General features: G+C 58.1%; 8 protein-coding genes. All 8 read left to right on the forward strand.

Going from position 1 to position 13,070, the window contains the following annotated elements; all coding sequences use genetic code 11:
• Positions 1-26: 26 nt before the first annotated feature.
• On the forward strand, positions 27-3,014 hold the full coding sequence (locus NQ559_RS11055) for a SusC/RagA family TonB-linked outer membrane protein (RefSeq protein ID WP_018695007.1): 2,988 nt from the start codon (positions 27-29) through the stop codon (positions 3,012-3,014).
• A gap of 13 nt (positions 3,015-3,027) precedes the next feature.
• A complete protein-coding gene (locus NQ559_RS11060; protein WP_018695008.1) occupies positions 3,028-4,683 on the forward strand; it encodes a RagB/SusD family nutrient uptake outer membrane protein in 1,656 nt (551 codons plus the stop codon).
• A 24-nt stretch (positions 4,684-4,707) separates the two neighbouring features.
• Entirely contained in the window at positions 4,708-6,960 is a 2,253-nt protein-coding gene (locus NQ559_RS11065) for a glycosyl hydrolase family 28 protein (RefSeq protein ID WP_018695009.1), read from the forward strand.
• A gap of 94 nt (positions 6,961-7,054) precedes the next feature.
• Positions 7,055-8,902, forward strand: a complete 1,848-nt coding sequence (locus NQ559_RS11070; protein WP_018695010.1) for a beta-N-acetylhexosaminidase — start codon at positions 7,055-7,057, stop codon at positions 8,900-8,902.
• A gap of 90 nt (positions 8,903-8,992) precedes the next feature.
• Complete coding sequence (locus NQ559_RS11075) at positions 8,993-11,317, forward strand: glycoside hydrolase family 3 N-terminal domain-containing protein (protein ID WP_018695011.1); 2,325 nt, start codon at positions 8,993-8,995, stop codon at positions 11,315-11,317.
• Between the two features lie 215 nt (positions 11,318-11,532).
• Entirely contained in the window at positions 11,533-12,075 is a 543-nt protein-coding gene (gene hpt / locus NQ559_RS11080) for a hypoxanthine phosphoribosyltransferase (protein ID WP_018695012.1), read from the forward strand.
• Positions 12,076-12,711, forward strand: coding sequence for a 7-carboxy-7-deazaguanine synthase QueE (locus NQ559_RS11085; protein WP_018695013.1), 636 nt, complete (start codon positions 12,076-12,078; stop codon positions 12,709-12,711).
• Entirely contained in the window at positions 12,711-12,986 is a 276-nt protein-coding gene (locus tag NQ559_RS11090) for an FtsB family cell division protein (RefSeq protein WP_018695014.1), read from the forward strand. Before NQ559_RS11085 ends, NQ559_RS11090 begins: the two co-directional genes overlap by 1 nt.
• Positions 12,987-13,070 lie beyond the last annotated feature (84 nt).

Consider the following 13,070-nt stretch of genomic DNA (forward strand, 5'->3'; position numbering starts at 1 on the left):
ATGGTTAAACAAACAGAGAGCATACAATGAAAAAGATATCAATCATACTGCTGTTCCTGGCTGCCGTTTGTCCGCTGGCACAGGCGCAGCGCGTCAAGGTGTATGTGACCGATGCATGGGACAAGCCGCTCGGCGAGGTTGCCGTGACGCTCGGCCGCGGGCGAACCCCCGTGGCGGTTACGGGCGCCGACGGCATGGCCGAGGTCGATGCCGGGGAGGGTGACCGCATGACGCTGACCCTTCTGAACCGCATGAGCCGCACGGTAGCCGTCAGCGGTGGCGAGATGCATATCCGCCTGACGGACGATGACGTGCTGTTCGATGTGGGCTATGACGAGCGCGTCCGCAAAGGCTCCGCGTCGGCATCGCTCGCCGGCGCTGCGGCACGTGAAATCGAAGCGGGCGGCCGTACCGACCTGATGAGCAACCTTTACGGCCTGATTCCGGGACTCGGCGTGCGCCAGGGCGAGAACCTGCCATGGGACTCGGCGCCCGACCTGAATGTGCGCGGCGTTGGTTCGTTCGGCGGGAACAGTGTGGTCGTACTGGTCGACGGCATCGAACGCGATGCGGCCTGCCTGGATCGGGAGGAAGTGGAGCGCATCACCGTGCTGAAGGACGCCGCATCGCTGGCACTCTACGGTAACCGGGGCGCCGACGGTATCGTCGCCGTCACGACCCGGCGCGGCGGCGACCACGGCCTGCGTACCCGCATCGACTACAATTTCAGCGTGCAGACCCCGTTCCGGGTTCCCGATATGGCCGATGCCGCAACCTATGCGACGGCTGTCAACGAGGCGTTGGAAAACGACGGGCTTGCACCCCGCTATACGCAGCGCGACATCCGTTCGATGGTGCGGGGGGAGCGCACCGATGTACTGCCCAATGTCGACTGGCGGAAGGCTGTACTCCGCAATGCGGGTTTCAACCACGACCTGAACCTCTCGTTCGACGGGAGCGGCGGCCGTATGCGCTATTTCGTGCTGGCCAACTATAACTCCAACCGCGGGATGCTGGATAATACCGACCTGAACGATGGCTATTCGACCCAGATCGAGATGTACTCCCTCAAGCTGCGTTCGAACCTCGAGGCCGCGATCACGAAAACCACGACCGCACGGATGAACCTGATGGGGCGGCTGATGCAATACCAACTGCCCAATGCGGGCGTCGCGCTCGATGATATGTACGACACGCCGTCGGCGGCGTTCCCGATCCGGGTTCCCGGCGGGGGCTGGGCCCGCAGCCAGCTGTTCGCCAATCCCCTGGCCGACAAGGCCGCGGGCGGGTACAACACGCTGCTGCAACGTACGCTGTTCGCCGACCTGACGATCGATCAGGACTTGTCGGCACTTACCCCGGGACTTTCGGTACAGGTGCGTGTCGCCTATGACAATTCCGCGGAGATTACCGATGCGCACTCACGCAAATACGCCTATTCGAATACCTCGACGGTCTTCGATGCGGACGGCAATGCCGCTTCCCTGGCATTCGTTCCGCAGGGGAACGATACCGAACTGGCATTCGACAGCTTCCTTTCCTATTCGGTCATGCGGGCGTCGGTGTGGGCCAAGGTGCTCTACGACCGTTCTTTCGGAAAACATACGGTGACGGGGCGTCTGATTTTCAGCGAGAACAAATCCCGTTACCGCGGAGCCAACAATACGTACATGTACCGTGACTATATCGCCAGCGCCGGCTACAATTACGACGACCGCTACGTGGTCAATGCCGTCGCTACTTACGGCGGGAGCAGCCGTATGCCCTACGGGGACAAGTACCGCTTCTATCCTGCCGTGTCGGGCGCATGGATCATCTCGAACGAGGCGTTCCTGCGTGACAGCCGTGTCGTCGACCTGCTGAAACTGCGCGCGTCGTTCGGCATTGTGGGTATGGACGCGCGATTGTCGTATGACATGGACAAGCAGTTCAACGGCCCGGGCAACAGTTATATTTTTGCCGGGATCACTTCGTCGAACAGCCTCGCGCAAGGGGCGTTGCCGTCTGCGGGGATCGAACCCGAACGCGACTATAAAACCAATGTCGGGTTGGAACTCAGCCTGCTGGGAAGCTTGAGCGTTGAGGTGGATTTCTTCCGCAACATGCGTCATAACATCCGGACGTCGGCCGCGGGTACCGTTTCCAGCGTGCTGGGAGTCGGCGTGCCCGACGTCTTTACCGGTAAGGTGCGCAACTATGGCGGGGAATTGGCGGTGGGATGGCGCCGCCGCACAGGCGACTTCGGATATGCCGTGCGGGGGAATATCGCCTATGCCCGCAATAAGATACTCAACAAGGAAGAGGAATACAAACCTTTTGACTATATGCGTATTACAGGGCAGCCGGTAGGGACGTTCTACGGATTGGTGGCCGATGGGATGTACCAGGACGGCGATTTCAATGCCGACGGTTCGCTCCGGGAGGGGCTTCCGGTCTCCTCGTACCAGAATACGGTACGCCCGGGCGACGTGAAATACCGCGACCTGAACTGGGACGGCAGGATCGACGACTACGATCGCACCTACCAGCTCTATGCCGCGGTACCCGAGATTTATTACGGCTTCAGCGTCGAGCTGAAATACAGGGGCTTCGGTGTCAGCGCCTATTTCCAGGGTGTCGCCCATTCGACGCTGGAGACGACGCTGTCGAGCATCTACCAGCCGCTGTACGGCAACGACCGCAACGTTTCGGAGTACTATATGGAGCACCGCTGGTCACGCTTCAATACCGAAGGCCGCTATCCGCGCCTGACCACATTGGCAAACGGGAATAACTACACGCAAAGTTCACTATGGACGGAAAACGGCAATTTCCTGAAGTTGCGTACATTGCAGGCTTACTACAAATTGCCGTCGAAGATTGCCCGCAAGCTGCGTATGCGCGAATGCAGCTTCTATTTCCGCGGTCTGAACCTTTTCTCGGTCGACCATGTCGGTATTCTCGATCCGGAATACGTCAGCACGGGGTATCCCTCGTCACGCAGCTACCAGATCGGCCTGAACGTCATATTCTAAATACGCCACAACGATGAAAAAATACCTGATCTTATTCGCCGGATGCACGCTTCTGATGGCTGCGTGCAGCGATTTCCTGGAACTCGACGAGTCGGTGTACCAGACGACGAAATATCAATTCTCGACCTTCGACCGCGTGAAGCAGAGTGCGACGAACGTCTACTCGTATGTGCAGGAAGGGTTGCTGGATGTCGAAGGTACGATGATCGACGCTGCGACCGACGATGCGGTATACGCCTGGTCTACGGGCGGTATCAAACGTTTTTACGACGGGAGCTGGAACGGAACGAACCTGATCGACGACCGCTGGGCTTCGCTCTATTCGGCTATTGCCGCGGCCAACTATTTCCTCGACAACTGCCCGGATGATTTCCCCGAGGCACAGTATCAGGACAATTACAAGACGAATCTGGCGGAGCTCAAGAACTATCCGTTCGAAGTGAGGGCCCTGCGTGCCTATTTCCATTTCGAATTGCTCCGGCGCTATAACCGGATCGTGATCGGTGACCGTTCGTTCACGATGCAGGAGGTCAATACGCTCGTTCCGGTCTCATACGACGATGCCGCCGGATGGATCGTCTCGGAATGCGATGCCGTAATCCCGTCGTTGCCCAAGACCTATCTGGGGACGGAAAAGGGTGAAGTCGCCCGTGTGACAAAGGGCATGGCGATGGCGCTCAAGGCGCGTATGCTGCTATATGCCGCCAGTCCGCTCAACAACCCCGGCGGTGATGCAGGCCGTTACCTGGAAGCCGCGGCCGCGGCCAAGGAGCTCATAGATGCCGGTATTTACAAGCTTGTCAGCGAGGAAACCACGAACAATGCCGATGCGCAGGGGCTGATCTTCGGCAAGTGGTGCCCGGTGAGCAGCGATTTCGAGGCGGCCAATTTCCCGGTAGGCTTCGAAGGCGGGAATTCGGGCGTCTGCCCGTCGCAGAACCTCGCCGAGGCATTCGATATGGCGACGGGCGAACCGTTCGACTGGAACGACGAGTCGATGCGGTCGCGGATGTTCGTTGCGTCGGCACGCGATCCGCGCTTTGCCAGGACGCTGATATACAACGGGGCGACGTTCAAGGGACAGCCCGTCCAGTCGTATGTCGGCGGCCGTAATGGCCGGCCGCTCGACGGTGCTACACCGACTTCGTACTACCTGCGCAAACACATTGTCGAGGCGACGAGTTTCGTGACGGGCAGCGAGATGAGTTATCAGCACATCTTTCCCTTCTTCCGTTATGCCGAGGTGTTGCTGAACTATGCCGAGACATTGGCTGCCGCTACGCAGAACCCCGATTTTACGGGCATGAAGGGGGAGGTGGAGTATACGCTCTCACCACGCGAGGCGCTCAACGCAGTCCGTGCCCGGTACAATATGCCGGGGATTACGGAAACGGATTATGCGGCCTTCGTGAAGCGTCTGCGCAACGAGCGTCGTGTGGAACTGGCCTTCGAGGGGCATCGTTTCTGGGACATCCGCCGCTGGAAGATCGGTGCCGAAACGACGAAGGTTTATGGGCTTACGATTACTCCGCAGAACGATGGCTCGTTCAGCTATATGCGGTCGGTGATCCAGCAGCGCGGCTGGGAGGACAGGATGAATTTCTATCCGATTGCGGATGCCGAGCTTTTCAAAAATCACAACCTCGTCCAAAACGACGGTTGGAAATAGTCAAACCGATAAAAATACGATACGATGAAAAACAAGATTTGGGCGACATTCGCGTTTGCGGCGATCTTCTGTTCGGCATCCTGCGCCGAGGACGATACGTTTGCCTTCAATCCCGATTACAACACTCAGGACGGGTATACTCCTGACGGGATCGCCTCCTGGCCGCAGGCTATCTTCTGCTTCGACGACAACCGCTGTACGGAGGTGGAAATGGCTCCCAGCCAGGCTGCCCTGCGGGGGATCGAAACATCCGGCAACCGGGCGACGGCGCTCGCATTCGCCTCGCAGGACAACCTCTCGTTTACGAACACCTCCACCGGGGCGCACTCGACCGAGTATATCCTGCGTGTGGAGGATATCGACGCCGAAATCCCTGCGATCTGGATGCAATGCGCGACGCGGCAGCAGATAAGCAAGGGTTTTACGCTCAAACCGCTTACCTCGTCCGTGAAGGTGGTACTGGTAAATGCCCCCGATACGCTGCGATCCGTCGTACTCTCCCTTCCGCGTATGACCGATGCGCTTTACATCGCTTCGGGAAAGACCGAACCTTTCGGTGAGGCGCTGGAAAAACAGGTCGAGGTAGGCCGCGCGGGGGCGGAGTTCAACATCTTCCCGATGGCCCGGCAGACAGCGGCCTGGAAATTGGGGTTCAAGGTCAGGTTCCCCAATTCGGAAGCAGATGGTTACATGATGCTGCGGGAGGGTGTCGCTGCAGGGCAGACGATCGACCTGGAGATAGACTTCTCGAAACTGGAAGAGGAGTTCACGTACGATGTGGCTTACCGCGTTGCGGCCTACGGTGAACAGGGCGGTGAATTGACGAAGGGCGAATTCTTCCCGGTGCTGCCGGGCGACGACAAGTTCAGGGACGCGAATCCCTATTACAACGTATACGTGCTCAAGGATCGCCGCTGGCAGACCGTCGAGGTGCGCAATGCCCTTTGTTCCGATTCCCCGAACCATCACGAGGAAATATGGAACGACTGGGACAACTCCAAGAAACTGCGCGATACGATGTGTTATGCGCTCTTTACCCACGATTTTGCGGATGCCGTGCGTGTGAAGGTCGAAAAACGCAGCGGATTTTCGCGTGTGGCCGTACGTCCGTCGGCGTACGGGATTACGACCAAGGAGAGCGCCAGCAGCAATACGGTCGAATTCACGCTTCCGGCGTATGAGAAACGCAAGGTGTCGGTCGAGTTCGACGGCGACCGCTACCACAACCTGTTCCTCATGCCGAGCCGTCCCGATACACGGAAGCCTGCGGTGTCGGGCGGCAATGTGAGCTACTATGGCCCCGGTGAGCATACGGAAGGCATTATCGTCCTGACCGAGGGGCAAACGCTCTATGTCGACGAAGGGGCGGTGCTCTATCCGCAGAACATACAGGTCAGGGGCAACGGCGTGACGATTGCAGGCCGGGGCGTCATCTCCGGCGAGAAGATGCGCCATTGGGGCGAGGAGTTTTCCAACGCCGATGTGATGATCGACGTGCAGGGGAACAAACACGAGGGCGGCTATACGGACTTCCGGATCGAAGGCGTTACGATGATCGATGCCCCGAGCTGGTGCCTGCGCGTCATGAATACCGATAACGTGGCCATTGAAAACATCAATATGATCCACTGGGATCTCAACGGCGACGGTATCGACCTGTGTACGGTCACCGGGGCCACGATCAACGATTGCATGTTGCGTGCTTACGACGATTGCATCACGCTCAAGGTGCGTTCCAATGCCGATCCCTATGGCAATGTCCACGACATCAGGATCACCAACTGCATCATCTGGGGCGACTATGCCCGCGGCATCGTCGTGGGCCCCGAGTGCGGCAACGTATGGTGGGCATCGGGCGATATCCGCAATATCGAGATCCGCAACTGTACCGTGCTGGAGGCTGCCCGCGGACAGGCGCTCGCCATTATGCAGGAACTGGGCGATTTTTCGGAAGCCGGAGGGCCGGCGCTGATCGACAACGTGCTCTTCGAAGACTGCGTAGTGGATAATATCCATTCTTCGGGCACCCCGATCTATACCAGCCAAGTCAACAAGGGCGAGTCCTGCGAGATGAAGAATGTGGTCTTCCGCAACGTGACGATCCTCGACGGGCTCGGGTGCCAGCCTTCCCGGATAAACGTCAACAACACCTATACAAGCATAGATTTCGACAACCTGATCTATAATTCGCGCAAGATTACCTCCTTCGGTAAGGAGATCGTCCTGGAGGATACTTCGAGCGAACCCTGGGAACACACCTGGATATCGTTCAAATAATTAATTGATCCATTTTATTCATTCCAACCCTTTTAGGCGGAGCCCGGACAACCGGGCTCCCCGGCAGGGAGTATAATTTCTATTTCGTACGTATATGAGATTCATTTCAGAGATTTCCGTTGTCGCGAGCCTGCTTTTTGCGGTGGCATGCCACGATCCGCAGCCGGGTGCAGACCTTGTTCCCCTGCCCGCGGAGATGACCTTTACCGGCGGCTATTTCCAGACCGACAGCGTGTCTTTCGTCCGGGGTGTCGCCGACGGCAGGGTCGTTTGTGAACTCGATACCTCTTCGCCGAACCTTTCACGCGAGGGGTATGGGCTCGAAGTCCGCAGCGACGGCATTCGGATTACCGCGGTCGACTCTGCCGGGTTGTTCTATGCCCGGCAGACGCTGCTGCAGCTGCTCACGGCAAAAGGTATCCCGTGTGTGAAGATTACCGATAATCCGCGTTTCGGTTACCGGGGTATCCACCTCGACGTTTCGCGCCATTTCTTTGCCAAAGAAGAGGTTTTCAAGATACTCGATGAAATGGCACGTTACAAGCTCAATGTCTTCCACCTGCACCTGACCGACAACGGCGGCTGGCGCATTCAGATCGACAGGTACCCTTTGCTGACCCGGTTCGGGGCTTTCCGGGCGGAGGCCGACTGGCTCAAGTGGTGGGAATTCGGCGACAGGCGCTACGTTCCGGAGGGGACGCCCGGGGCCTATGGCGGTTATTATACGAAGGATGACATTCGCCAGATCGTGGCTTATGCTGCGGCCCGTTATATCGAGGTGATTCCCGAGATCGAATTCCCGGCGCACTCCGACGAGGTTTTCATCGGCTATCCGGAATTGTGTTGCAGTGGAAAACCCTATACGAGCGGCGAATTCTGCGTGGGCAATCCCGCAACCTTCGAATTCATGGACGGTGTGCTGACCGAGGTCATGGAGCTGTTCCCTTCCCGGCGGATACACATCGGCGGCGACGAGGCCCGCAAGGTCGCCTGGAAAACCTGCCCCAAATGCCAGTTGCTCGCCAAGGAGCTGGGAGGCCTGGACGAAGTGCAGTGTTACCTGATCGAGCATGCCGAAAAATTCCTTGCCGAACACGGCCGGGTGATGGTCGGGTGGGACGAGATACTGCGGAACAATCTGCGGCCTACGTCCGTTGCGATTTCGTACCGCGGACAGAGGGGGGCTATCGAAGCCGCCAACCGCGGGTACGACGCGGTCATGTCTCCGGGCGAAATCATCTATTTCGACTGGTACCAGGCTAATCCGCACACGCAGCCGCGGGCGATGAGCGGATTCTCGCCCATCAAGAAAATGTATAGCTTCGAACCTGTCCCGGATACGCCCGAAAGGGCTGCGGCCAACGAGTCGCTTGTCAAAGGCGAATATGTGGCCCCGGATTCGGTCGAGCACATCCGCCCGAATGCTGCATCGCATATTATCGGGGTGCAGGGGTGCACATGGGCCGAGTTCATAGGTACTCCCGAGCATTTGGAATACATGATGTTTCCGCGCCTGCTCGCCATTGCCGAATTGGGATGGACACCCCGGGAGCGCCGTCTGTGGGCGGACTTCCGCCGTCGTGTCAACAGCCAGATCCCCCGCTTGCTTGCCCGTGGGGTCAATGCCTTCACGCTTAGCAACGATGTCGAGATCACGGCACGCATCGTCAGGGAGGGCCGCAAGGCCCGGGTTACGCTGGATACGGAAAAATATCCGGCCGAAGTGCGTTATACGCTCGACGGCAGCGACCCGACGGCCGGGTCGGACATCTACTCCAGCCCGTTCGTCGTGGAGGCCGGGACGACCGTGAAGGCGGCCCTGTTTGTCGGAGGGAAACCTGCCGGCAGCATTGCCGGGCTCTATGTCGATGCGTGCCATAATGTGGAGAATTATTATGCCTACCTGGAAACTCCCGAGGTATATGCTTCGACGAACCGCTGATTGGATCGGCTTCCGATGTGCGGGAACCGCACTGGGGCGGGAGCGAAACGGCATAAAAGTGAAATATGTTAAAAAATGAATGTCGGTAGAATGAAGAAAATTCCGATTTTGTTTCTGGGCTTGCTGGGCGGATTGGCCGCATGTACCCGGATACCCCCGGCCATAGCGCCCGATAAAAAGATAGAAACCCGCATCGGGGAGCTGCTCCAAAAGATGACCCTCGAAGAGAAGATCGGGCAGATGTGCCAGTTGACGGCCGGGGTGGTGATCGACCAGAGCGACCCGCAGCACCCGGTGTTGAGCGAGGCGCTGCTCGATACGGTGATCGGCCGCTATAAGGTTGGGTCGATCCTGAATATTCCCTTCGGTGTGGGACAACCCCGCGAGGTGTGGATCAGGTTTATCAATCGCATCCAGCAACGCTCGCTCGACGAACTGGGGATTCCCTGTATCTACGGGGTTGACCAGATACATGGCGCATCCTATACGCAGGGGGCGACCCTCTTTCCGCAGGGCATCAATATGGGGGCGTCGTTCAACCGCGGACTCATGCGCAGGTGCTCCGAAATTTCGGCTTATGAGACCCGGGCATGTGCGATCCCGTGGACTTTTGCCCCGGTCATGGATTTGGGGCGCGATCCGCGCTGGCCGCGCATGTGGGAGAGTTACGGCGAGGACACTTACGTCAATTCGCAGATGGCCGTGGCGTCGGTGCTCGGATTTCAGGGGGAGGATCCTAACCGTGTCGACGACCGCCATGTCGCGGCCTGCATCAAGCATTTCATGGCCTATGGCGTACCCGTGTCGGGCAAGGATCGCACACCCTCTTCGGTGACTCGCAATGTGTTGAGGGAGAAGTATTTTGCTCCTTTTATGGAGTGCATTCGGGCCGGGGCGCTGTCGCTGATGGTCAACTCGGCCAGCAACGGCGGTATGCCGTTCCATGCCGACCGGGAGTTACTCACGGGATGGATCAAGGAGGAGCTCGACTGGGATGGTCTGATCGTGACGGACTGGAATGATATTTACAACCTTTGCGAGCGCGACCATATTGCTGCGAGCCGTAAAGATGCCGTGCGCATTGCGGTCAATGCCGGTATCGATATGTCAATGGTACCGTCGAGTTGGGATTTCTGTATTTATCTCAGGGAACTTGTCGAGGAGGGGCAGGTCTCCATGGAGCGCATCGACGATGCGGTGAGCCGTGTGCTGCGCCTGAAATTCCGCCTTGGCCTTTTCGAAAAACCGTTTTGGGATACCGGCGATTTCCCGGAATTCGCCAGCGACGAATATGCCGCCGTGGCATTGCAGGCTGCCGTGGAGTCGGAGATACTGCTCAAGAACGAGGACGGCCTGCTGCCGCTGGAGCGGTCTGCACGGATTCTGCTCACGGGGCCGAATGCCAATTCGATGCGCTGCCTCAACGGAGGATGGTCGTATTCGTGGCAGGGCGACCGCTGCGATGAATTTGCCGGAGATTACAATACCATCTATGAGGCTTTATGCAATAAATTCGACCATGTGGACTATGTCCCCGGTGTGGAGTATGCGCCGTCCCGCTATGACAACTGGCAGGAAGAATGCGTGACAGGGATCGACAAGGCCGTGTCGGCGGCAGCCGGAGCCGATGTGATTATTGCCTGTATAGGCGAAAATTCCTACTGCGAAACGCCGGGCAACATGGATGACCTGAACCTTTCTCAGAACCAGAAGGAACTGGTGTGGGCCCTTGCGGCGACCGGAAAGCCGCTTGTGTTGATCCTCAATGAAGGCCGCCCGCGCGTTATAGGCGATATCGAGCCGCTTGCGCAGGCCGTGGTCGACATCCTGCTGCCGGGCAATTACGGCGGCGATGCCCTGGCTGACCTGCTTGCGGGGGATGCAAACTTCAGCGCCCGATTGCCGTTCACTTATCCGCGCATGGTCGGCGCATTGGCGACCTACGATTACAAGCCTTGCGAGAATATGGCCGCCATGGCGGGCGAATACAATTACGATGCTGTGATGGATGTGCAGTGGCCGTTCGGGTATGGGCTGAGCTATACGGAATTTGCATATAGCGATTTCCGTGTCGACCGCCGCATGTTCGGTGCCGACGATGTGTTGACCTTCACGGTCGATGTGGCCAATGTCGGTGAAGTGGCCGGCAAGGAGGCCGTGATGCTCTATTCGAGCGACCTGGTTGCCAGCCTTACACCGGATGTAATCCGCCTGCGTGATTTCGAGAAGGTTGCGCTCGAACCGGGCGAATCCCGTACGGTGACGTTCGCTGTTCCGGCCAGCGACCTGGCTTTCGTCGGGCATGACGGCCGATGGAGGCTCGAGGAGGGGGAATTCAGGATGCGCTGCGGCAGTGAAACACTTCGGATCAGCTGCACGCAAACCAAAGTCTGGGATACACCCAATATCCCGTAAGTACGATTAGGTGTAATATTGAAAGGCCGTCCTCTCTGCATGGGACGGTTTTTTCTTGCCTCCTGCCGGAATTATGCGTTGTCGATCCGGCCTGCTGCCGGCCCGGAAACGGGCGACGGCCTTCCGGGGTTTTGCATTATTTCGGATTATTTTTGTCGGAATCGTTCGTTTCTTGCAGGCAAATAGTTATTTTTGCACAAATAACCGTAACTGAAATGGAGGATATCATCAAACTTCACGACAAAAAGTTCAGGATCATGATCCCCGCTGCCAAGATCGACGAGGCCGTGGCCGCCGTAGCCTGCCGCATCAACGAGGACTACCGCGACAAGCCGACGCCGTTGTTCGTGGGCGTACTGAACGGCTCGTTCATGTTCATGAGCGACCTGATCAAGAAAATCGAGTTCAACAACGAGCTGTCGTTCGTGAAGCTGGCTTCGTACGAAGGCACTTGCTCGACGGGATGTGTGAAGAACCTGATCGGGCTGAATAACAGCATCGAAGGCCGCCATGTGATCATCGTCGAAGATATCGTCGACACGGGCGAGAGCATCGAGCACATGATCGGCGAGCTGAAGTCGCATAACCCTGCGAGCATCGAAGTCTGCACGCTTTTTTTCAAACCGGGTTCCTACCGCAAGCAACTGCCGATCAAGTACCGCGCCATGGAGATCGGCAACGAGTTCATCGTGGGCTACGGCCTGGACTACGACCAGTTGGGACGCAGCCTGAAGGATATTTACGTGGTTACCGAATAGATGGATTCCAAGACCGATAGCGAACTGCTCGACGGCGGGCGCAAGCTGCCTCTGGTCGAAGATTTCTACACGATCCAGGGCGAGGGCTTCCATGCCGGGAAACCCGCCTATTTCATCCGCCTGGGCGGATGCGACGTGGGATGCCGCTGGTGCGACGCCAAATACACGTGGAACCCCAGGCTCTATCCCCCGACCGACGTACGGACGGTGATCGACCGTGCTACGGCGTGTCCTGCGCAGGCGATCGTCATCACGGGCGGCGAACCGCTGCTTTATCCGCTGGGGGTGCTGACCGAAACACTGCACGGCAAGGGGCTGGAGATATTCCTCGAAACGTCGGGGACGCATCCCTTCTCGGGGTATTTCGACTGGGTGTGTCTGTCGCCCAAGCGGCAGCAACCGCCGCTGGACGAGGCGTTCGGGAAGGCGCACGAACTGAAGGTGATCGTCGGGGACGAGGCCGATTTCGAATGGGCCGAGCGCAATGCCGCACGGGTGGGAGCCGGGTGCATCCTCTACCTGCAACCCGAGTGGAGCGTTGCGGAGCGCATGATGCCCGCGATCGTCGAGTATGCGAAGGCGCATCCGAAATGGAATATCTCGATCCAGACCCATAAATACATGCACATACCCTGATGGGCTTCGAAGTAGGCAAAAAGTTCTGGATCGCCGCCACGGCGGTCATCGTCGTCGTCACGTTGTTCGTGGTGGGGCGGAACCTTTTGCATGCGGTGAAGATTAAGCGGCAGATCAACGCCCTGAACCGGGAGCGGGAGTTTTACCGGGCCAGGATCGAACAGGACAGCACGCTGCTGGAGCGCCTGCGCTACGACGACTATCTGGAGGAGTATGCCCGCGAAAACTATCACATGCAGCGCAGCGACGAGCATGTGTACATCATCAAGGAGTGATTTTCCGATCCGTATGACTTGACGGCGACCCGGCGGGCTGCCGTTTTTTTGTGTTACAGCCGGGCCTGCCGGGATGCGGCTTTC

This window comes from Alistipes onderdonkii (assembly GCF_025145285.1).
Taxonomy (GTDB): Bacteria; Bacteroidota; Bacteroidia; order Bacteroidales; family Rikenellaceae; genus Alistipes; species Alistipes onderdonkii.